At 64.4% G+C, this 21553-nt stretch carries 14 protein-coding genes, 3 tRNA genes, 3 rRNA genes and 1 pseudogene; 15 read left to right on the top strand and 6 right to left on the bottom strand.

The window, feature by feature from the left end; all coding sequences use genetic code 11:
* The first annotated feature begins 10 nt into the window (after positions 1-10).
* Positions 11-442: a CBS domain-containing protein gene (locus ACW18B_RS08300; protein ID WP_492051098.1), complete on the top strand. Its 432-nt coding sequence runs from the start codon at positions 11-13 to the stop codon at positions 440-442.
* Positions 443-502: 60 nt separating this feature from the next.
* Here ACW18B_RS08300 and ACW18B_RS08305 read toward each other — a convergent pair whose 3' ends face one another.
* Positions 503-934: an RrF2 family transcriptional regulator gene (locus tag ACW18B_RS08305; protein WP_492051100.1), complete on the bottom strand. Its 432-nt coding sequence runs from the start codon at positions 932-934 to the stop codon at positions 503-505.
* Positions 935-1842: 908 nt separating this feature from the next.
* Here ACW18B_RS08305 and ACW18B_RS08310 point away from each other — a divergent pair.
* The 8 genes and pseudogenes from ACW18B_RS08310 to ACW18B_RS08345 all read left to right on the top strand — a co-directional run bounded on the left by ACW18B_RS08310 (position 1843) and on the right by ACW18B_RS08345 (position 7895).
* Positions 1843-3326, top strand: a 16S ribosomal RNA gene (locus ACW18B_RS08310).
* A gap of 180 nt (positions 3327-3506) precedes the next feature.
* Positions 3507-3583, top strand: a tRNA-Ile gene (locus ACW18B_RS08315).
* A gap of 68 nt (positions 3584-3651) precedes the next feature.
* Positions 3652-3727 (top strand) — tRNA-Ala (locus tag ACW18B_RS08320).
* A gap of 236 nt (positions 3728-3963) precedes the next feature.
* Positions 3964-6753, top strand: a 23S ribosomal RNA gene (locus tag ACW18B_RS08325).
* Between the two features lie 111 nt (positions 6754-6864).
* Positions 6865-6979: ribosomal RNA gene (rrf, locus tag ACW18B_RS08330) — 5S ribosomal RNA — on the top strand.
* The 16S, 23S and 5S rRNA genes sit together here with 3 tRNA genes alongside, the layout of an rRNA operon.
* Before the next feature lie 66 nt (positions 6980-7045).
* Positions 7046-7122 (top strand) — tRNA-Met (locus tag ACW18B_RS08335).
* Positions 7123-7355: 233 nt separating this feature from the next.
* Positions 7356-7559: pseudogene (locus tag ACW18B_RS08340) on the top strand (cold-shock protein); the annotation flags it as partial.
* Between the two features lie 141 nt (positions 7560-7700).
* The gene (locus ACW18B_RS08345; RefSeq protein WP_233206781.1) at positions 7701-7895 is read left to right on the top strand and encodes a cold-shock protein; all 195 of its coding nucleotides are present in this window, start codon (positions 7701-7703) and stop codon (positions 7893-7895) included.
* 129 nt (positions 7896-8024) lie between these two features.
* Here the strand turns inward: ACW18B_RS08345 and ACW18B_RS08350 are convergent, their stop codons facing one another.
* Positions 8025-10322, bottom strand: a complete 2298-nt coding sequence (locus ACW18B_RS08350) for an NADP-dependent malic enzyme (RefSeq protein WP_492051102.1) — start codon at positions 10320-10322, stop codon at positions 8025-8027.
* A 318-nt stretch (positions 10323-10640) separates the two neighbouring features.
* Between ACW18B_RS08350 and uraH the strand changes: the two genes are divergently transcribed.
* From uraH to guaD, 5 genes are all read left to right on the top strand, one after another.
* Positions 10641-10988, top strand: a complete 348-nt coding sequence (gene uraH, locus ACW18B_RS08355; protein WP_492051104.1) for a hydroxyisourate hydrolase — start codon at positions 10641-10643, stop codon at positions 10986-10988.
* Positions 10988-12436: a xanthine dehydrogenase small subunit gene (gene xdhA / locus ACW18B_RS08360; RefSeq protein ID WP_492051105.1), complete on the top strand. Its 1449-nt coding sequence runs from the start codon at positions 10988-10990 to the stop codon at positions 12434-12436. Before uraH ends, xdhA begins: the two co-directional genes overlap by 1 nt.
* A complete protein-coding gene (xdhB, locus tag ACW18B_RS08365; protein WP_492051106.1) occupies positions 12429-14762 on the top strand; it encodes a xanthine dehydrogenase molybdopterin binding subunit in 2334 nt (777 codons plus the stop codon). Before xdhA ends, xdhB begins: the two co-directional genes overlap by 8 nt.
* Positions 14763-14921: 159 nt before the next feature.
* Positions 14922-15932, top strand: a complete 1011-nt coding sequence (gene xdhC / locus ACW18B_RS08370; protein WP_492051108.1) for a xanthine dehydrogenase accessory protein XdhC — start codon at positions 14922-14924, stop codon at positions 15930-15932.
* Positions 15919-17202 carry a guanine deaminase gene (guaD, locus tag ACW18B_RS08375; RefSeq protein WP_492051110.1) on the top strand — a complete coding sequence of 428 codons (1284 nt, stop codon included), beginning with the start codon at positions 15919-15921 and terminating at the stop codon, positions 17200-17202. Before xdhC ends, guaD begins: the two co-directional genes overlap by 14 nt.
* 138 nt (positions 17203-17340) lie before the next feature.
* Here guaD and ACW18B_RS08380 read toward each other — a convergent pair whose 3' ends face one another.
* The 4 genes from ACW18B_RS08380 to ACW18B_RS08395 are packed head-to-tail and all read right to left on the bottom strand — an operon-like array spanning position 17341 to position 20339.
* Positions 17341-18306 carry a nucleoside hydrolase gene (locus tag ACW18B_RS08380; RefSeq protein WP_492051111.1) on the bottom strand — a complete coding sequence of 322 codons (966 nt, stop codon included), beginning with the start codon at positions 18304-18306 and terminating at the stop codon, positions 17341-17343.
* A 10-nt stretch (positions 18307-18316) separates the two neighbouring features.
* On the bottom strand, positions 18317-18733 hold the full coding sequence (gene hpxZ, locus ACW18B_RS08385; RefSeq protein WP_492051113.1) for an oxalurate catabolism protein HpxZ: 417 nt from the start codon (positions 18731-18733) through the stop codon (positions 18317-18319).
* Positions 18730-20124 (bottom strand): AtzE family amidohydrolase, encoded by a 1395-nt coding sequence (locus ACW18B_RS08390; protein ID WP_492051114.1) that lies wholly within the window; start codon positions 20122-20124, stop codon positions 18730-18732. Before ACW18B_RS08390 ends, hpxZ begins: the two co-directional genes overlap by 4 nt.
* Positions 20121-20339 carry a hypothetical protein gene (locus ACW18B_RS08395; RefSeq protein ID WP_492051116.1) on the bottom strand — a complete coding sequence of 73 codons (219 nt, stop codon included), beginning with the start codon at positions 20337-20339 and terminating at the stop codon, positions 20121-20123. Before ACW18B_RS08395 ends, ACW18B_RS08390 begins: the two co-directional genes overlap by 4 nt.
* Before the next feature lie 233 nt (positions 20340-20572).
* On the opposite strand from ACW18B_RS08395, the gene ACW18B_RS08400 reads away from it, so the two are divergent.
* Positions 20573-21523: an acetamidase/formamidase family protein gene (locus tag ACW18B_RS08400; protein WP_492051117.1), complete on the top strand. Its 951-nt coding sequence runs from the start codon at positions 20573-20575 to the stop codon at positions 21521-21523.
* The last annotated feature ends 30 nt before the right edge of the window (positions 21524-21553 follow it).

The raw sequence follows: 21553 nt of genomic DNA on the forward strand, positions 1-21553 counted from the left end.
GAGATGCGCAGTGCTGGTTTCTCAGATTCTGAAAGACAAGGGCGATCTGGTGTTCACGGCCTCGCCCCAGGAGACGGTGGGCGCGGCCGCGGCCTTGCTCCACACCCGCCGGGTAGGAGCGATGGTGGTGGTTGACGCCGAAGAGGCGATCGTCGGCATTCTGTCGGAGCGCGACATCGTGCGAATGATCGCCAAGGAAGGGGCGCCCGCCCTGACCCGGCCGATCGCCGCCTGTATGAGCGCCGATGTGGTCTTCGCCTATCCCGAGGAGACGGTCGAAGCCCTGCTCGAGCGCATGACCGACCGCCGCATTCGCCACTTGCCGGTGGTGCGCGACGGGCGGCTGGCCGGCATCATCTCGATCGGCGATCTGGTGAAGTACAAGATCAACGAAGCCCAGGCCGAGGCCGAGGGGCTGAAGGCCTATATCGCGGCAGGGTAGGGCGCGGCTTCGGGCGAACCGACGCCGGTTGGCCCGAAGCTTGTATATAGAGCCGAGGATCTATCCGCCCAGCAGTTCGGCGCCGTGGCCGGCGACGGCGTCGGCCAGGCTGTAGGCGTCAAGCACGGCGGCGGTGGCGTCGCGGGCCTTGAGGAGCGCCTCGCGCAGGGCGCAGGTCGCCAGGTCGCGGCAGTCTTCGCAGCGACGGAAGGCGGTGCGGCTGACGCAGGGGGCCAGGGCCAGGGGGCCGTCGACCAGGCGGATGACGGCTGCGAAGCTGATGTCGGCGGCGGGGCGGCCCAGCAGATAGCCGCCGAACTTGCCCCGGCGGCTGATCACCAGACCGTCGCGCGCCAGGGTCAGAAGTATGGCTTCCAGGAACTTTCGCGGCGCATCGGCCCGGATCGAGAGTTCGCCGGCCGTGACCTGACCGTCCTCGCGCGCCAATTCGATCATCGCGCGCAAGGCGTAGCGCGCCTTTTGGGACAACATGAACGCGGGTGCTCCTCTAATCCCGACTTCTGGGGGAGGATAAGGCGGCGTGCAAGCATCCGTGCACAGGCGAATGGCCATTTGGGGATATTTCCCGGATTCGGCGCTTGCGACTCCGGGGGGCGATCTCTAGAAGCCGCCCCTCGCCCCGGGGTTCCCGCCGGTCGGACGAAATCCTGGCTTTCAGGCCTTGCGTTTCGGAAGACATGTCGTTAGTTTCCGCGGCTTCAATCGACCCGGTCACGGTAACGGTAGGCGCGCTTTAGGGCGCGCTGTCTGCACCGGTCTTGTCTCTGGATACGGCGCTCGCCGGACTGGAAAACAAGTTCAGAACGATCGGTTGACAAGGAGTTTTGGTTTCGTTAGAAGCCGCCCTCCTTGAGAAATACGGAAGATGTTCGCAAGAGCTTCCAAGTATTTCGAAAGTCTAGTTAGTGATTGTTTCGAAGATTTCTTCCAAATAATAGCTTGACTAGATTGGCCCGCTTCTCTAGAAGCTGCCAACTCTTCCGGATCTGCCTTCGGGTTGATCAAGTTGAGAAAGTCAGATGGTTTTGAAAAAAACGATTTGACACGGAATTCGAGGTTGGATAGATAGCCGCCTCCGCCGACACTGGGCGCTAAACGGTGGTGCTGCTGAGAGGCGGTTCTGGGAGCTTCGGCTCTGGGTCTTTGACATTGTTGATTTGGAAAGAGAAACGCAGGCGGCGGCGCTCTGGCGATGGACTGAAAAGGTTCATCTCGAACGCTGACAAATGCGGTCTCTTGAAGACACCATGAATATCATGGACTGAAGGCTTCGGTCTTCAATCCATCGATGTGATTGGGAACTCGTCAAGATACTATGCAAACCAGAACCAATTCCTCGGTTTTCCCCTTGGAATTGAAGTCTGTGTTAGCGGTCAACTCAACCTGAGAGTTTGATCCTGGCTCAGAGCGAACGCTGGCGGCAGGCCTAACACATGCAAGTCGAACGGATCCTTCGGGATTAGTGGCGGACGGGTGAGTAACACGTGGGAACGTGCCTTTTGGTTCGGAACAACTCAGGGAAACTTGAGCTAATACCGGATAAGCCTTTCGAGGGAAAGATTTATCGCCATTAGAGCGGCCCGCGTAGGATTAGCTAGTTGGTGGGGTAAAGGCCCACCAAGGCTACGATCCTTAGCTGGTCTGAGAGGATGATCAGCCACATTGGGACTGAGACACGGCCCAAACTCCTACGGGAGGCAGCAGTGGGGAATCTTGCGCAATGGGCGAAAGCCTGACGCAGCCATGCCGCGTGAATGATGAAGGTCTTAGGATTGTAAAATTCTTTCACCGAGGACGATAATGACGGTACTCGGAGAAGAAGCCCCGGCTAACTTCGTGCCAGCAGCCGCGGTAATACGAAGGGGGCTAGCGTTGCTCGGAATTACTGGGCGTAAAGGGAGCGTAGGCGGATAGTTTAGTCAGAGGTGAAAGCCCAGGGCTCAACCTTGGAATTGCCTTTGATACTGGCTATCTTGAGTACGGAAGAGGTATGTGGAACTCCGAGTGTAGAGGTGAAATTCGTAGATATTCGGAAGAACACCAGTGGCGAAGGCGACATACTGGTCCGTTACTGACGCTGAGGCTCGAAAGCGTGGGGAGCAAACAGGATTAGATACCCTGGTAGTCCACGCTGTAAACGATGAGTGCTAGTTGTCGGCATGCATGCATGTCGGTGACGCAGCTAACGCATTAAGCACTCCGCCTGGGGAGTACGGTCGCAAGATTAAAACTCAAAGGAATTGACGGGGGCCCGCACAAGCGGTGGAGCATGTGGTTTAATTCGAAGCAACGCGCAGAACCTTACCACCTTTTGACATGCCCGGACCGCCACAGAGATGTGGTTTTCCCTTCGGGGACTGGGACACAGGTGCTGCATGGCTGTCGTCAGCTCGTGTCGTGAGATGTTGGGTTAAGTCCCGCAACGAGCGCAACCCTCGCTATTAGTTGCCATCAGGTTTGGCTGGGCACTCTAATAGGACCGCCGGTGGTAAGCCGGAGGAAGGTGGGGATGACGTCAAGTCCTCATGGCCCTTACAAGGTGGGCTACACACGTGCTACAATGGCGACTACAGAGGGCTGCAATCCCGCGAGGGGGAGCCAATCCCTAAAAGTCGTCTCAGTTCGGATTGCACTCTGCAACTCGAGTGCATGAAGTTGGAATCGCTAGTAATCGCGGATCAGCATGCCGCGGTGAATACGTTCCCGGGCCTTGTACACACCGCCCGTCACACCATGGGAGTTGGCTCTACCCGAAGGCGCTGCGCTAACCGCAAGGGGGCAGGCGACCACGGTAGGGTCAGCGACTGGGGTGAAGTCGTAACAAGGTAGCCGTAGGGGAACCTGCGGCTGGATCACCTCCTTTCTAAGGACTGTCTCTCCAAGGTTTCGGCCTTATTGAGACGTCTATAAAATACAGATGAGCGGATCGCCGCCGTCTTCGTTTCTCTTTCCACTCCTTGATGACCGATCAGGTTATCGAGGCGATCGCGAGCCCAGGAACGGGTCTCATTCTTCGGAGTGGGATTTGGTCTATGCGGCCTATGGGCCCGTAGCTCAGTTGGTTAGAGCGCACGCTTGATAAGCGTGAGGTCACAAGTTCAAATCTTGTCGGGCCTACCACTCTCCACCCTGAACCGCGGACACGTACCGACCAGGCTCTCCTGGGCAAAGCAACTCACCGTTGGTGAGGGGCCATAGCTCAGTTGGTAGAGCGCCTGCTTTGCAAGCAGGATGTCGTCGGTTCGAATCCGTCTGGCTCCACCATCCTCTCATCCGGAGAGGTTGGTAACGCGATCGAGGAATGATCAAGTTTGTAGCCGTGCGCTTAGCGCCAGCTACGAAATGACATTGTGAAGGTAGGGTTCACCCGCCGACATCATCTCCCCTTGGGGATGGTCGAGGTTTTAGGGCGGACTTTGAAGAAGACATCAAATGTCTGACTAATACAAAGCGCATGCGAGCCGTCCCTAGACGGTAAGCGCATGGGTTTTGCTGAGAACGATCAAGCGCATAAGGGCTTCTGACGGATGCCTTGGCATTGAGAGGCGATGAAGGACGTGGCACGCTGCGATAAGAGCCGGGGAGGCGCGAGCACCCTTTGATCCGGCTATTTCCGAATGGGGAAACCCACCTTTATGGTCACTCCACTTGTTTCCGGCTTCGGCCGGATGCGTAGTGGGTTGGTCAGAAGAGGTATAATGGGCTGAATACATAGGCTCCATTAAGCAAACCCGGGGAACTGAAACATCTCAGTACCCGGAGGAAAGGACATCAACCGAGACTCCCGTAGTAGTGGCGAGCGAACCGGGACCAGGCCAGTGCTGTCGTGACATAAAGCTGAACGACTTGGAAAGGTCGGCCATAGTGGGTGATAGCCCCGTAAGCGTCAAATAGCGACAGACTCGAGTAGGGCGGGACACGTGAAATCCTGTCTGAACATGGGGGGACCACCCTCCAAGCCTAAGTACTCCTCAATGACCGATAGTGAACAAGTACCGTGAGGGAAAGGTGAAAAGCACCCCGACAAGGGGAGTGAAACAGATCCTGAAATCGGAAGCCTACAAGCAGTCGGAGCCACCGCGCGTGGTGACGGCGTACCTTTTGTATAATGGGTCAGCGACTTCATGTGCCGTGCAAGCTTAAGCCGTTAGGTGTAGGCGCAGCGAAAGCGAGTCTGAATAGGGCGAATAAGTACGTCGCATGACGACCCGAAACCAGGTGATCTATCCATGAGCAGGTTGAAGGTAAGGTAACACTTACTGGAGGACCGAACCGGTGAATGTTGAAAAATTCTCGGATGACTTGTGGATAGGGGTGAAAGGCCAATCAAACCTGGACATAGCTGGTTCTCCGCGAAAACTATTTAGGTAGTGCCTCGGACGTATTCCTTGGGGGGTAGAGCACTGAATGGATGCGGGGGGAGCGATCTCTACCAATTCTAATCAAACTCCGAATACCCAAGAGAACTATCCGGGAGACACACGGCGGGTGCTAACGTCCGTCGTGAAAAGGGAAACAACCCTAACCATCATCTAAGGCCCCCAAGTTCTGGCTAAGTGGGAAACGATGTGGGTTTGCTTTGACAACCAGGATGTTGGCTTAGAAGCAGCCATCATTTAAAGAAAGCGTAACAGCTCACTGGTCAAGCGAACCTGCGCGGAAAATGTAACGGGGCTCAAGCCAGACGCCGAAGGTATGGGTGTGCAGTTTACTGCACGCGGTAGCGGAGCGTTCCGTAAGCCGTTGAAGGTCAGGCGTGAGCCTGGCTGGAGGTATCGGAAGTGAGAATGCTGACATGAGTAGCGATAAAGAGTGTGAGAGACACTCTCGCCGAAAGCCCAAGGGTTCCTGCGTAAAGCTAATCTGCGCAGGGTTAGTCGGCCCCTAAGGCGAGGCCGAAAGGCGTAGTCGATGGGAATCAGGTGAATATTCCTGAACCAGTTGGAAGTGACGGATCTGGTAAATTGTCTAGGCTTATTGGATTGCTCTGGGCAGTGAACAGGTCCCTGGAAATAACTCCAACGGAGACCGTACCCGAAACCGACACAGGTGGGCAGGTAGAGTATACCAAGGCGCTTGAGAGAACCATGCTGAAGGAACTCGGCAAATTGCACGCGTAACTTCGGGATAAGCGTGACTCTGCTTTGGGCAACCAGAGTAGAGTGGCACAGGCCAGGGGGTAGCGACTGTTTATCAAAAACACAGGGCTCTGCGAAGCCGTAAGGCGACGTATAGGGTCTGACGCCTGCCCGGTGCCTGAAGGTTAAAGGGAGTTGTGCAAGCAGCGAACTGAAGCCCAGGTAAACGGCGGCCGTAACTATAACGGTCCTAAGGTAGCGAAATTCCTTGTCGGGTAAGTTCCGACCTGCACGAATGGCGTAACGACTTCCCCACTGTCTCCAGCATGGGCTCAGCGAAATTGAATTCCCCGTGAAGATGCGGGGTTCCCGCGGTCAGACGGAAAGACCCTATGAACCTTTACTGCAGCTTCGCCTTGGCGTTAGCAACAACATGTGTAGGATAGGTGGGAGGCTATGAAACTCGGGCGCCAGTTCGAGTGGAGCCATCCTTGAAATACCACCCTTATTGTTGTTGACGTCTAACCGCGGCCCGTTATCCGGGTCCGGGACATGGCGTGGCGGGCAGTTTGACTGGGGCGGTCGCCTCCCAAAGTGTAACGGAGGCGCGCGATGGTGGGCTCAGACCGGTCGGAAATCGGTCGTCGAGTGCAATGGCATAAGCCCGCCTGACTGCGAGACTGACAAGTCGAGCAGAGACGAAAGTCGGCCATAGTGATCCGGTGGTCCTGCGTGGAAGGGCCATCGCTCAACGAATAAAAGGTACTCTAGGGATAACAGGCTGATTTTGCCCAAGAGTCCATATCGACGGCAAAGTTTGGCACCTCGATGTCGGCTCATCACATCCTGGGGCTGGAGCAGGTCCCAAGGGTTCGGCTGTTCGCCGATTAAAGTGGTACGTGAGCTGGGTTCAGAACGTCGTGAGACAGTTTGGTCCCTATCTGCCGTGGGTGTACGAGACTTGAGAGGATCTGTCCCTAGTACGAGAGGACCGGGATGGACACACCTCTGGTGGACCTGTCATGGCGCCAGCTGTGCAGCAGGGTAGCTAAGTGTGGACTAGATAACCGCTGAAAGCATCTAAGCGGGAAACTAACCTCAAAACAAGGTCTCGCTGAGAGCCGTGGAAGACCACCACGTTGATAGGCCAGGTGTGGAAGCGCTGTGAGGCGTGTAGCTTACTGGTACTAATAGCTCGATAGGCTTGATCGTTCTTCAGCCAAACCTATGCAAATGCTCTTTGTAGCAATCAGACATACGATGTCTTCTTCGACTTGATAACCAGAACGCCTCAGAACGTTCTGCACGCATCCTTTTTGCTGACCTGGTGGCTATGCCGGGGGTTCCCCACCCGATCCCATTCCGAACTCGGTCGTTAAGTCCCCCTGGGCCAATGGTACTTCGTCTCAAGGCGCGGGAGAGTAGGTCGCCGCCAGGTCCGCTAAAAGGATACGTCTTCAAGTCCCTTCAAAGTCCAACCCTACCAACACAATCCTCACTCTGCCGCGGGGTGGAGCAGCCCGGTAGCTCGTCAGGCTCATAACCTGAAGGTCACAGGTTCAAATCCTGTCCCCGCACCCAAGATCCTGTTGATGTGGCTTGTTTCGCGGCGCGAATAGAGCATCCTGATTCAGCAAATGACCTGCGCAACCGGCGCTTGATCGCCCCGGAAGCGATATTTTCTGCATTTCTGTCATCGTTCTTCGAGAATCTACCTTCAAAGCCCATGGCGCGATCGTTTGATTTGCGTCATGAGAAAGCTATGGAAGGCGCGGGTCGGCAATTGACCCACGGAATAGGTTTTTGAGGATAAGATGGCTAACGGTGTCGTTAAGTGGTTCAACCCGGCCAAGGGCTTTGGTTTCATTCAGCCCGATAACGGCGGCGAGGACGTCTTCGTCCATATCGCAGCTGTCGAGCGCTCGGGTTTGTCGGGCCTGAACGAAGGCGATCAAGTCGCCTACGAAATGGAAGAAGATCGTCGCTCGGGCAAGACCTCGGCCGGCAATCTGCGCGTGACGGGCCAGGGCGCCGCCCCGACCTCGACGCGTCGTCCGCCCTCGCGCGGCTTTGATGCTCCCCGTGGCGGTGGCTATGACGCCCCGCGTGGCGGCGGCTATGACAGCGGCGGCGGCGGCGGCGAAGCCGGCACGGGCGTCGTGAAGTGGTTCAACACCACCAAGGGCTTTGGTTTCATCCAGCCCGACAACGGTGGCGGCGACATCTTCGTGCACATCTCGGCCGTTGAACGCGCCGGTCTGCGCGGCCTGAACGAAGGCCAGCAGGTCGGTTACGAGCTGGAGCAGGACCGCCGCTCGGGCAAGACCTCGGCCGGCAATCTGCGCATCCTCTAAGGATTTTTGAGGCGGCGATCGCTTTCGCGCGACCGCCGCCTCAGACTCCGCTGATCAGGCCCCGCGAGGAACCGCTTCCGTCCCTTCGGGCGGTGGGCGGCTTCGCGCGGGGCTTTTCTGCGTCTGGATCTAGGCCTTTTGGGCTCGCTCGTTGGCGACCTGGTTCACCGCCAGGGCGGTCATGTTGACGATGCCGCGGGCGGTGACGCTGGGCGTCAGCACGTGCAGGGGCTGGCTCATGCCCAGCAGGATCGGGCCGACCAGCAGGCCCTCGGTAGCGGCGGTGAGCAGGGTCAGGGCGATATTGGCCGCGTCCAGGGTGGGCATGACCAGCAGATTGGCCGAGCCTTTCAGGGCGCTGTCATGCACAAGACGATCGCGCAGGGCCTGGGACAGGGCGGCGTCGGCGTGCATTTCGCCATCGACCTCCAGGTCCGGCGCCTGTTCGCGCACGATCGCCAGGGCGTCGCGCATCTTGCGGGCGGTCGGCGAGTTGGAGGCCCCGAAACTGGAGTGCGATAGCAGGGCCGCCTTCGGGACGAGGCCAAACCGCCGCACCGAATCCGCCGCCAGCAGCGTCATCTCGGCCACCTGTTCGGCGGTCGGGTCGACATTGACGTGGGTGTCGCAGAAAAACAGCGTGCCGTTGTCGAGGATCAGGGCGGACAGGGCATAGACCCGATCAACGCTGTCGCGCTTGGGGATCACCGGCAGCACATAGGTCATATGCTGCCACCAGTCGCGGTTGCCGCCCACCAGGGCGGCGTCGACATGGCCGGCCTGCAGCAGCATCGAGGCTGACACCGTCCGCCGGTTTGTCACCCGCCGCGCCGCCGCCGCCGGCGGAACGCCCCGGCGGCTGACCAGGCCCTGATAGCGCTCGATCATCGGGGCGAAGAGCGCCGTATCAGCGCCCGGATCGAGGATCTCGACCTGGCCGCCAAGATCCAGGCGCAGGCCCATCTCGGCGACCTTGGCGATGATCGTCTCGCGGCGACCGATCAGCACCGGCTGGGCCAGGCCTTCGTCGACCACGGTCTGGACAGCGCGCAGCACGCGCTCGTCCTCGCCCTCGGCATAGGCCACGCGAATCGGGGAGGCCTTGGCGGCCTTGCGGGCCTGCTCGAACAGGGGGCGCATCAACTGACCCGAGCGATAGACGAACAGCTCCAGTTCCTGGCGATAGGCGTCAAAATCGGCGATCGGCCGGGTGGCGACGCCGCTGTCCATGGCCGCCTTGGCCACGGCCGGCGCGATCTGCAGGATCAGGCGGGGATCGAAGGGCTTGGGGATGATGTATTGCGGGCCGAACATCGGTGCGATGCCGCCATAGGCGCTGGCTACCACTTCGCTGGCCTCGGCGCGGGCCAGTTCGGCGATCGCCTCGACGGCCGCCACCTTCATGGCCTCGTTGATCTCGCTGGCCCCGACATCCAGGGCCCCGCGGAAGATGAACGGGAAACACAGGACGTTGTTGACCTGATTGGGATAGTCGCTGCGGCCGGTGGCCATGATGGCGTCGGGGCGGGCGGCGGTCACCAGGGCCGGCAGGATCTCCGGCTCGGGATTGGCCATGGCCAGGATCAGCGGATTGGGGGCCAGCAGCGGCAGCCACTCGGCCTTGAAGACGCGCGGCGCCGACAAGCCCAGGAAGATGTCGGCCCCGGACAGCACTTCAGACAGCGTGCGCGCGTCGGTCTTGCGGGCATAGCGCGCCATGTTGTCGAGCATGTCGTCGTCGCGGCCGGCATAGACGACGCCCTTGATGTCGGTCAGCGTGACGTTCTCGACCGGCAGGCCCATCGAGACCAGCAAATCGACGCAGGCCAGGGCGGCCGCGCCGGCCCCCGAGGTGACCAGCTTGACGTCCTTGAGGGTCTTGCCCTGGACGACCAGGGCGTTGCGGACGGCGGCGGCGCAGACGATGGCCGTGCCGTGCTGGTCATCGTGAAAGACCGGGATCTTCATCCGCTCGCGCAGGGTGCGCTCGATGATGAAGCATTCGGGGGCCTTGATGTCCTCCAGATTGATGCCGCCGAAAGTCGGCTCCAGCGCGGCCACCACCTCGATGAACTTGTCAGGGTCCTCGGCGTCGACCTCGATGTCGAAGACATCGATGCCGGCGAACTTCTTGAACAGGACCGCCTTGCCCTCCATCACCGGCTTGGACGCCAGCGGGCCGATATTGCCCAGGCCCAGCACGGCGGTGCCGTTGGAGATCACCGCCACCAGATTGCCGCGCGCCGTGTAGTCGCGGGCCGTGTCGGGATCTGCGGCGATGGCCTCGCAGGGGGCGGCGACGCCGGGCGAATAGGCCAGACCCAGGTCCCGCTGGGTGGCCATGCGCTTGGTGGCTTCGATCGCCAGTTTTCCGGGCCGCGGCAGACGGTGATAGTCCAGAGCGGCTTTGCGGAAATCCTCGTCCATCGATCGGTCCTCTGTAGCGTCTGCGCGGGCTTTGCGGTCCGTCTGGTTTGCGAGCCGCCGACGTCTAGCTACCGGGGTTGGCGGGTCATTGCCAACCCTATGCGCCAGATAGGGATATTTCTTGTGGTAGCGGTCACATGCGCATGGACCAATCCGGGCTCTGGTAAGTAATAAATCTATTATATATGCCTGACCGGCAGGCGCCGGTCGCTGCGTTCGGCGGCGACCGGGATCGGCATGCCCCTCTACGACGCAAGGCGCTGGACAGGGCGTGCGGGCAGGTCGAGCATCGGTCGAACGCGTATTGAAGGACGGGACATGAGCGGACTGACGACCCATATCCTCGACCAGGCGCTCGGGCGGCCCGCGACGGGGGTTCTGGTGCGTGTGTCGCGGCGCGAGGGCGAAGCGGTCTCGGTCCTGGCAGTGCTGCGAACCGACGCCGACGGACGCGCGCGGCTGATCGCGGGCGAGGACCTTCAGGTCGGCGGATATCGGCTGGAGTTCTCGATCGGCGCGCATTTCGAGGCCACCGGCGCGGCGGTGACCGATCCGCCGTTCCTGGACGGGGTGGTCATCGACTTTTCCGTGGCCGACGTCAGCCAGCACTATCACGTGCCGCTGCTGGTCTCGCCCTACGGCTATTCGACCTACCGGGGCAGCTGATGGGGGAGACGATCCGCTTTTTGCTGGACGGCCAGACGCATGAGGCGCGCGGCGTGGATCCGACCCGCACCCTGCTGGAGCACCTGCGTGGTGATCTGCGCCGGACGGGGACCAAGGAAGGCTGCGCCGAGGGCGACTGCGGCTCGTGCACCGTTCTGGTCGGCGAAGCCGACGGCGAGGGCGTCAACTGGCGGGCGGTCAACAGCTGCATCCAGTTCCTGCCGATGCTGCACGGCAAGGCGCTGATGACGGTGGAGAGCCTGGCCAGGGACGGCGCGCTGCATCCGGTGCAACAGGCCATGGTCGACAAGCACGGCTCGCAGTGCGGCTTCTGCACGCCGGGCATTGTCATGTCGCTCTACGCCAAGGCGGTGGCGGCCAAGGGGACCGATGCGCCGCCGGCCGAAATGCTGGCGGGCAATCTGTGTCGCTGCACCGGCTATGGCCCGATCATCGAGGTGGCCAGGACCGTCGAAGCCGATTCCGCGCCCGATGTGGCGGCGGCTATGGCGGCTCTGGATGACGGCGCGATGCTGGACCTGACGCACGAGGATCCGGTGCGGGGCGTCACCCGCCGCTGGCTGGCGCCGCGGTCGCTGGATCAACTGGCCAAGGCCTATGTCGAGAATCCGGACGCCACCCTCGTTGCCGGGGCCACCGATGTCGGCCTTTGGGTCACCAAGCTGCGCAAGCCGCTGACGGCCCTGATCGACATCGGCCAGGTCACAGAGCTCAAGCGGATCGAGACGGTCGAGGGCGGCGTGCGGATCGGCGCGGGCGTCCGTTATGTCGATGCGATGGCGACCCTGTCCGGGCTCTATCCGGATTTGGGCGCGATGATGCGGCGGCTGGGCTCGACTCAGGTGCGCAACAGCGGCACGATCGGCGGCAATATCGCCAACGGCTCGCCGATCGGCGACATGCCGCCGGCCCTGATCGCGGCGGGTGCGACCCTGGTGCTGAACCGGGGCGGCGAGCGGCGGCAGACGCCGCTGGAGGCCTTCTTCATCGACTATGGCAAGCAGGACCGCCGGCCCGGCGAATTTGTCGAGGCGGTGATCGTGCCCTCACCGAAATCCGACCTGATCTACAAGGTCTTCAAGCTGTCCAAGCGCTTTGATCAGGACATTTCGGCGGTCTGCGGCGCCTTCGCGCTGACGCTGAAGGACGGCGTCGTCGCCTCGGCGCGGATCGCGTTCGGGGGCATGGCCGGAACGCCCAAGCGGGCGGCCGCCTGCGAGACGGCTCTGGTGGGACAGCCCTGGACCGAGCCCACTGTGGTGGCCGCCATGGCCGCGCTCGACACCGACTTCACGCCGCTCAGCGACATGCGCGCCTCGGCGGCCTATCGGTCGCTGGCCGCGCGGAACATGTTGCGCAGGGCGTTCATCGAGACCCTCCAGCCGGACCATATCGCCCGCGTTGAGCCGGAGAGCGCTCATGGCTGACGCCGCCGTCCCGGCCGCCCTCGACGCTTTTCAGGGCGTCCATGCTTCGCTGCCGCATGATAGCGCCGCCCGTCATGTCTCGGGCTCGGCGGTCTATATCGACGACATGCCCGAGCCGGCGGGGATGCTGCACGTCCATTTCGGACTGAGCGCCAAAGCCCACGCGCGGCTCGTCAAGCTGGACCTGTCGGCCGTCCGCGCCGCGCCGGGCGTGGTGCTGGTGCTGACCGCCGACGACATTCCCGGCGAGAACGACGTCAGCCCGGTGATCCATGACGACAAGCTGTTCGCCACCGACACCGTGACCTATGTCGGCCAGAGCCTGTTCGCGGTGGCGGCCACCTCGATCGCCGCCGCCCGCGCCGCTGCGGCCAGGGCCGTGGTGACCTATGACGACCTGCCGGTCGCCATCGACATCGCCGCCGCCCGCGCCGCCGGCCTGACCCTGGAAAAAAGCCAGCACATGGCGCGCGGCGACGCGGCCGCCGCCCTGGCCGCGTCGCCCCGGCGCCTGCAAGGCCAGTTCGCAATCGGCGGCCAGGACCATTTCTATCTGGAAGGCCAGGTCGCCCTGGCCGTTCCGGGCGAGGATGGCGACGTCCATGTCTGGTCGTCCACACAGCACCCCAGCGAGGTGCAGCACCTGATCGCCCGGGTGCTGGATCGCCCCCACACCGCCGTCATCGTCGAGGTGCGCCGAATGGGCGGGGGCTTTGGCGGCAAGGAGACGCAGGCCTCGCTGTTCGCCGCCGCCGCCGCCCTGGTCGCCGTCAAGACCGGCCGCGCCGCCAAGTGCCGGCCAGACCGGGACGAAGACATGATCATGACCGGCAAAAGGCATGACTTCGAGATCGCCTATGATGTCGGCTTCGACGATGACGGCGTCTTGACCGGGATCGCCCTGGAGCTGGCCTCGCGCTGCGGCGCGACCGCCGACCTGTCGCTGGCCATCAACGACCGCGCGATGTTCCACGCCGACAACTGCTATTTCCTGCCGGCGGTCGAGATCCTGTCGCATCGGTTCCGCACCCATACCGTCTCCAACACCGCTTTCCGGGGATTTGGCGGACCGCAGGGCATGCTGGCCATCGAGCGGGTGCTGGACGCGGTGGCTCAGGCCACGGGGCTGGATCCGTTGGCGGTGCGTCAGCGTAATCTTTATGGCGGCGCCGGTCGCGACCAGACGCCCTATCACCAGACCGTTGAGGACAATGTCGCGCCGCAACTGCTGTCCGAGCTGGCCGCGTCCTGCGACTACGAGGCGCGCCAGGCCCAGATCGACGCTTTCAACGCGCGCAGTCCGATCCTGAAGAAGGGCCTGGCCCTGACGCCGGTCAAGTTCGGCATCTCGTTCACCACCACGCATCTCAACCAGGCCGGGGCCCTGATCCACCTCTATGCAGACGGCTCGATCCTGCTGAACCATGGCGGGACCGAGATGGGGCAGGGGCTGTTCACCAAGGTCGCGCAGATCGTCGCCGAGGCCTTCCAGGTCGACATCGCAAGGGTCAAGGCGACGGCCACCGTCACCGACAAGGTGCCCAACACCTCGGCCACCGCGGCGTCGTCGGGCACGGACCTCAACGGCATGGCGGCCCTGAACGCGGCCAACACGATCAAGGCCCGGCTGGTGTCTTTCGCGGCCCAGGAGTGGGGCTGCCCCGAGGCGGATGTGGCTTTCACGCCCGAGGGGCTGAGGGTCGGCCAGGCGCTGATCCCGTTCAGCGACCTGTGCCGCCAGGCGCATCTGGGTCGGATCTCGTTGTCGGCCACCGGCTTCTACGCCACGCCCAAGATCCACTATGACCGCGCCACCCACAGCGGCCGGCCGTTCTATTATTTCGCCTATGGCGCGGCGGCGTCCGAGGTGCTGATCGACACCCTGAGCGGCGAGATGAAGGTCACCCGCGTCGACATCCTGCATGACGTCGGCAAGTCGCTGAATCCGGCCATCGACCTGGGCCAGATCGAGGGCGGCTTCATCCAGGGCATGGGCTGGCTGACCACCGAGGAGCTGGTGTTCGACGCGGCGGGGCGCCTGCGAACCCACGCGCCGTCGACCTACAAGATCCCGACCATCGGCGACCGGCCGGCCCATCTGGATATCAAGCTGTGGGCGGCCGGCCGCAATGTCGAGGCCACCGTGCATCGCTCCAAGGCCGTGGGCGAGCCGCCGCTGATGCTGGCCATCTCGGTCTTCTCAGCCATTACTCGGGCGGTGGCCAGTGTGGGCGATCACAAGGTCATGCCGCACCTGAACGCCCCGGCCACGCCCGAGGCGATCCTGATGGCGGTCGAGGACGTGAAGGCGAGGGCCAGTGTTTAGTTCCCTCTCCCAGAGGGAGAGGGAGGGGCCCGCGCCGCAGGCGTGGGAGGGTGAGGGGTTACGCCCTCAACCGGCGTGCCGGCGCGCCGTCAGCCACCTTAACCCCTCACCCTCCCATGCTGCGCATGGGCCCCTCCCTCTCCCTTTGGGAGAGGGACTGTGAACTGGGCCCGCGCCGCCCTGGCGCGTCTTGCGGACAACGACACCGCCGCCCTGGTCACCGTGCTGGCCACCGAGGGCTCGGCGCCGCGTGAGGCGGGGACCAAGATGGTGGTCTGGGGCGGCGGTCAGTCGGGCACCATCGGCGGGGGCAATCTGGAGCATCAGGCGACCACTCAGGCGCGCCGCATGTTGACCGGCTCTCAGGCCCATTTCGCCATCCAGGACTATCCGCTGGGACCGCTGCTGGCCCAGTGCTGCGGCGGTCGCGTGCGACTGCTGATCGAGCGGGTCGAGGCCGCCAGCCGAGACTGGCTGACCGACGCCGCCCGGCGGATGGACGCCGACCAGCCGTTCGAGGTCCGCACCCGCTTTGATCCGGGCCTGCTGAGCAAGACCATCGTGCCCATCAGCGCCCTGTCCGACGCCCCGCCGGTGACCCTGGCCGGCGCTGCGGCCAGCGCGCGCGGCGCTCGGCCCGAGCTGGGCGACGAGCTGGTCGAGCGCAATGACGCCCCGCGTCCGCCGCTGCTGGTGTTCGGCGCCGGCCATGTGGGGCAGGCTGTCGCCAAGGCCTTCGCGCCGCTGCCCTTCAAGCTCTGCTGGTACGACAGCCGCCCCGAGACCGCCGACATCCCCGGCGTCACGGTGGCCGAGCCGGCCGAGATGGCGGCGGCCGCCATGGGCGCGGGCGGCGAGGCCTATGGCCTGATCTTCACCCATGACCACGGCCTGGACTATGCCCTCGCCTCGGCCGGACTGGCCGGCGGCGGCTTCGCCTATCTGGGTTTGATCGGCTCGAAGACCAAGCGGGCCCGGTTCATGAGCCGGCTGCGCGAAGACGGCTTCTCCGAAGCCGCCCTGACCCGCTTGACCTGTCCGATCGGCCTGCCGGCCCTGAAGAGCAAGGCCCCCGAGATCATCGCCGTCTCGGTGGCCGCCGACCTGCTGATGCGGCTGGAAGCGGCCCGGATTTCCAACGACGAGGACGCCGACCTTGCAAGCCTATAGGGCGTCGATCCTCCACCTGCTGGAGGATCCGACCAAAGACGCGGGGGCGGTCGCCTTCCACGACGACGGCCTGTTGCTGGTCGAAGACGGCCATGTGGTCGCCTGCGGCGACTACGCGGCCCTGCGCGATCTCGTGGCCGATACGCCGGTGGAAGACCTGAGCGGCAAGCTGATCACGCCCGGCTTCATCGACACCCATGTCCACTTCCCGCAGGTCGACATCATCGCCGCCCATGGCGCGCAACTGCTGGACTGGCTGGAGCAGCACACCTTTCCGGCCGAGGCGGCTTTTGCTGATTCGGCCCATGCGGCCGAGGCGGCGGCTTTCTTCCTCGACGAGTTGCTTCGCAACGGCACGACCACGGCCCTGGTGTTCGGCTCGGTGCACAAGGGCTCGGTCGAAGCCCTGTTTCGCGAAGCCCTGACCCGCGACATGCGGTTGATCGCCGGCAAGGTCCTGATGGACCGCAACGCCCCGGCGGGATTGACCGATACGGTCGAGACCGGCCGCGCCGACATGGAGAGCCTGATCGCCGACTGGCACGGCAAGGGGCGACTGGGCTACGCGGTCACGCCGCGCTTCGCGATCAGTTGCAGCGACGCCCAGCTGGCCATGGCCGGGGAGGTTCTGGCGCAGAATCCCGGCGTCTGGATGCAGACCCACCTGTCGGAAAATCCCCGCGAGATCGAGGAGACCGCCGCGCTGTTTCCCGACGCCGCCGACTATCTGGACGTCTATGAGCGTTTTGGCCTGGTGGGCCCGCGCTCGGTGTTCGCCCACTGCGTCCACCTGCGGGGCGAGGCGTTTCAGCGGCTGGCGGCGGCGGGTTCAGGGATCGCCTTTTGTCCGACCTCGAACCTGTTTCTCGGCTCGGGCCTGTTCCCGCTGGACGAGGCTTGCGCCCATGGCGTCAAGGTCGGGATCGGCACGGATGTGGGGGCGGGGACCAGCTTCTCGATCCTCCACACCCTGGGCGAGGCCTACAAGGTGGGCCAACTGCGCGGCGCCGCGCTGGATCCATTCCACGCGCTGTATCTCGCCACCCTGGGCGGGGCGCGGGCCCTGGATCTGGGCGACCGGATCGGCAATCTGGCGCCCGGCAAGGAAGCCGACTTCCTGCTGCTCGACCTGACCGCCACGCCGTTGCTGGCCCGGCGTTTGGCGGGAGATCGCAGCCTGGAAAACCGCCTGTTCGCCCTGACCGTGCTGGCCGACGACCGCGTGGTCGAACGGACCTATCTGGCCGGGGTGGTGAGGCATCGGCGGTAGAGGCTCCCTTCCTCCTTGATGGGGGAAGGGCTGGGGATGGGGGTGATTGCTGAGCTGGCCGCAAAGCGCCGCGCCCGTCATCCACCGCCGCGTCACCCCCAACCCCGACCCTTCCCCCATCAAGGGGGAAGGCAGAACTCAGCCGACCGCCATCGTCTCGGCGTACAGCTTCAGCAACCCCGCTCCATCCACCGCCACTGTCGCCGCCTGGATCGGTTGGTCGTCCCAGGCCGAGGGGCCGAACAGTTCGCCCTCGACCTTCTGGCAGGTCTGGCCCAGGGCCACGCCGTCGGTGACGACGCGCACCGAACCGCGACGCAGCTTGAACAGCGACGGGTCGATCACGAAGGCCACGGCGGCGGCGTCGTGGACGCAGCAACCCTCGATGCCGTCACGACCGCCATAGAAGGCGGCATAGGGCTTGGAGATGGCGTTGAGGAACGCGCCGGCCTCGCCGGACGAAGCCTCCAGCGCGTCCATATAGGCCGGCGACATCACCACCTGGGTGGTGACGTCCAGGCTGACGGCGGTCAGGGCCCAGGGGGCGGTGAAGACCAGGTCGGCGGCCTCGGGATCGTTCCAGATATTGGCTTCGGCCACGGGGGTCACATTGCCCGGCTTGCCGGCCACGCCGAACGCGCCGCCCATGATGACGACGGATTTCAGCAAGGTCGCGACTTCAGGATCGGCCTGCAGGGCCAGGGCCAGATTGGTCAGCGGGCCGACGGCGCACAGCACCACTTCGCCCGGATGCTGGCGGGCCAGGTCGATGATCGCCTGATGGGCCGGCTTGGCCTCGGGCTGGCGCGGAACGTGGTCGCTGATGTCCACATCGCCCAGGCCGTTCTCGCCATGCACGAAGGTGGGCGAGGGGTTGCGCGGCCGGGTCAGCGGCTTGTCCGTGCCCTGATACACTGGGGCTGACAGCCCGAACCGGTGCTTCAAATAGAGGGCGTTGCGGGTGGTGGTCTCGATGTCGGCATTGCCGAACACGGTGGTCACGGCCAGCAGATCCAGGGCCGGGCTGGCCTGGATGAACAGCAGCGCCATGGCGTCGTCGATGCCGGGATCGGTGTCGAAAATGATCTTGGTGGGGGCGGTCATGGGCGGGGCTCTAGCCGTTTTTGGCGTCGGAGGCGAGGCGCTGGTCGGCGCCGGCCTGCATCAGGGAGACGTGGGCGCTGGCGACCTTCCAGCCGTCGGGCGTGCGGATCCAGGTCTGGCTCTGGCGGCCGATCTTGCCACCGCCGTCGCGCCGGAACTCGACATTGGCGATGGCGAAGTCGGCGCCAAAGGTGGTGATTTCGGTGCGTAGGCGGGTGCGGGGCGGCGAGCCGCCGGCCCGACCCAGTCGGAAGGCGGCGATCTCGCCAAAGCCGTAGAGGTTCTCGGCTACGCCCAGCCTCACGGTGTGCGGCGAGTTCCAGAAGGCGCCGTCCAGGGCCGCGACGTCATTGGCCATCAGGGCCGCCTCATAGGCGTCGACGGCGTCGGTGACCTGGGCCAGCACGGCCGGATCGTTGAGGATCATCGGGCGGCCTCCGGAGCGTGGGCGGCGACGACGCCCAGGCGCTGCAGCTTCAGGCCGGCCGCCAGGGCCAGGTCCTCACGCCAGGCCGGGGCGATGATTTGCACGCCGATCGGCAGTTGGCCTGGCCGGTTGACCGGCGCGGCCAGCACCGGCAGGCCCACATAGCTGATCGGCTGGGTGAAGGCGCCCAGGTTCTTGCGCACCGACACCCGCTGGCCGCCCATGTCCATGTCGGTCTGGCCGATCTCCGGCGCCGGACAGACCGAGGCCGGGGCCAGCAGGATGTCGAACTGTTCGAACGCGCGGCGGACCTCATCGCGGAAGATCGTGCGATAGCGCCGGGCGGCCTGGGCCACGCCGTCGGGCAGCAGGGCGCCGGCCAGCAGGCGGTCGCGGACGGCGGGGTCATAGTCCATCGCCGAGGTCTTCAGGTCATCCAGATGCAAGTGCGCCGCCTCGACGGGGGTCAGGCAGAAGGCGGCGGCGCGGGCGGCCTGGGCGCCGGGCAGGATCACGCGGTCACGGGCCTCCAGAGCCTGGGCGACGATGTCGAGCGCCTCCAGCACCTCGGGAAAGGCGCCCTGCGCGAACCAGCCGCCCAGCACACCGACGCGCAGCGGACCATCGGCCAGGGCGGCCAGGCGATCGGAGACCGGTTCGGCGGCGCGGCTGCAGATCGCGTCGCCCGCGACATCGGGCCCCTGCATCAGGTCATAGGCCAGGGCCAGGTCCTCGACGCTGCGGGCGAAGGCCCCGGCATGGTCCAGGCTCTCCACGAACGGAAACACCCCCTGGCGCGACAGCCGGCCATAGGTGGGCTTGAGGCCAAATACCCCGCACAGGCTGGCCGGGATGCGGATCGAGCCATTGGTGTCCGAGCCCAGGGTCAGGGGAACCAGGCCTGCCGCCACCGCCGCCGCCGAGCCGCCCGACGAACCGCCGGCGATCCGGCTCAGGTCATGGGGATTGTGGGTGGGGCCGTCATGGGCGTTCTCGGTGACGAAGCCATAGGCGAACTCGTCCATGTTCAGCGCGCCCACCAGGATGGCCCCGGCCGCCTCCAGCCGCTGGATCAGCGTGGCGTCGCGGCGAGGCGGGGTAGCCTGGCGACGGATCTTCGAACCGGCGAGCGTGGGCAGGTTTTCAATGTCGAACAGGTTCTTGACCGCGAAGGGCACGCCGGCGAGCGGCCCCACCGGCGCGCCGGCGGCCAGGGCGGCGTCGACGGCTTCGGCGCGGGCGAGGGCCCGCTCGGCCAGGATGGCGGTGAAGGCTTTGATCGCGCCGTCGCGACGGGCGATGCGCGACAGGGTGGCCTCGGTGACGGCGCGGGCCGTGACGCGGCCCTCGCGGATCTCGCAGGCGATCTCAACCAGGCTTGGAAAGCTCACGGTTGGAACGTCTCGGGGGCCTCGCCGGCGCGCTCGCCCAGGGCGGCGAGGAACAGGGCGGTCTGGGTGCGCAGCAGGGCCAGGTTGTCGCGCACGCCGGCCACGGTCGCTTGGGGCAGGCTCAGGCCGATCGCCTCGGCGCGAGTGTGGGCATAGGCCGCGACATCGCCGTCGGTCAGGTCGAGAAAGGCCTTGGTCGCCGTGTCGATCGCCATGCGGGCGCATCTCCATAAGTAAGAATTTTATTCCTATACCGGCGCTGCATGGCCGCGCTAGTGGGGCGGCGTTTGCGCGCGCCCGCGACCGTTTGCGCTCGCCGCGCGGACAGGCTCGCGCCAAAACGCCTTTCTGGCGGGCGCCTGAGACCAATCGGCCCTGCGCGCGGCGCTGGACCCTGCAGCCAGGGCCGGATAGGCGTTCTGATGCCCACTCGTAATAAAAGGCTTACTTGATGCGCCACCATCTCGCCTCGACGCCCGAGACCATCCGCTTTGGCATGTTCGACGCCGCCTTCGATCCCGTGCTGACCATCGCGTCGGGCGACAGCGTGACCTTCGCGTGCGTGTCGGGCGGGGTCGAGGTGATGCCGGGGCCCGAGAGCGGCCTGGTGATCCCGCCGGACCTGCAGGCCATCCACGACGCCAAGCCCGAACGGATCGGCCCGCACATCCTGACCGGCCCGGTGGCCATCGCCGGCGCGGAACCCGGCGATACGCTGGAGGTGCGGATCGAGACGGTCGAGCCCAACAACGACTGGGGCTATTGCGCCGTGCGCCCCCTGGCCGGGACCCTGCCCGAAGACTTTCCCGAGCGCTATGTCAGCCATATCGCCGTCGATCGCGCAGCCGGGACCTGCAAGCCCAGCTGGGGGCCGACCCTGCCGCTGCGGCCGTTCTTCGGCACCATGGGCGTGGCTCCGCCGGCCCGCTACGGCCGGCTGTCCAGCAAGGAGCCGCGCGAGCACGGCGGCAATATGGACAACAAGGAGCTGGGGGCCGGCGCGACCCTGTTCCTGCCGGTCTGGGTCCCGGGCGCCAATTTCAGCGTCGGCGACGGCCATGGCCGCCAGGGCGACGGCGAGGTCTGCGTCAACGCGCTGGAGATGGGCCTGACGGGAACCTTCAGCTTCATCCTCCACAAGGCGGCGGATGTGGGTGTGGCGACCTGGCCGCGCGCCGAGACCCAGACCCACTACATCATCATGGGCTTCAACGAAGATCTCGACCTGGCGATGAAACAGGCCCTGCGCGGCATGATCGACTTCATCACCGCCCGCTCCAACCTGACCCGCGTCCAGGCCTACCAGTTCTGCTCCCTGGCCGTGGACTTCCGCGTCACCCAGACGGTCAACGGCGAGAAGGGCGTGCACGGCATGCTGGAGAAAGGGGTTTTATTTTAGGGCTGGTGTCGGCGGCGAGTGCGCGGGATC

This window comes from Caulobacter sp. FV2ps19, assembly GCF_058681035.1.

What these genes read in the sequence shown, in the direction of transcription:
- ACW18B_RS08380 (WP_492051111.1), bottom strand. Translation starts at nt 18,306, where the DNA reads ATGACCGCCCCCACCAAGATCATTTTCGACACCGATCCCGGCATCGAC.
- xdhB (WP_492051106.1), top strand. Translation starts at nt 12,429, where the DNA reads ATGGCTGACGCCGCCGTCCCGGCCGCCCTCGACGCTTTTCAGGGCGTC.
- ACW18B_RS08395 (WP_492051116.1), bottom strand. Translation starts at nt 20,339, where the DNA reads ATGGCGATCGACACGGCGACCAAGGCCTTTCTCGACCTGACCGACGGC.
- hpxZ (WP_492051113.1), bottom strand. Translation starts at nt 18,733, where the DNA reads ATGATCCTCAACGATCCGGCCGTGCTGGCCCAGGTCACCGACGCCGTC.
- ACW18B_RS08305 (WP_492051100.1), bottom strand. Translation starts at nt 934, where the DNA reads ATGTTGTCCCAAAAGGCGCGCTACGCCTTGCGCGCGATGATCGAATTG.
- uraH (WP_492051104.1), top strand. Translation starts at nt 10,641, where the DNA reads ATGAGCGGACTGACGACCCATATCCTCGACCAGGCGCTCGGGCGGCCC.
- xdhA (WP_492051105.1), top strand. Translation starts at nt 10,988, where the DNA reads ATGGGGGAGACGATCCGCTTTTTGCTGGACGGCCAGACGCATGAGGCG.
- ACW18B_RS08350 (WP_492051102.1), bottom strand. Translation starts at nt 10,322, where the DNA reads ATGGACGAGGATTTCCGCAAAGCCGCTCTGGACTATCACCGTCTGCCG.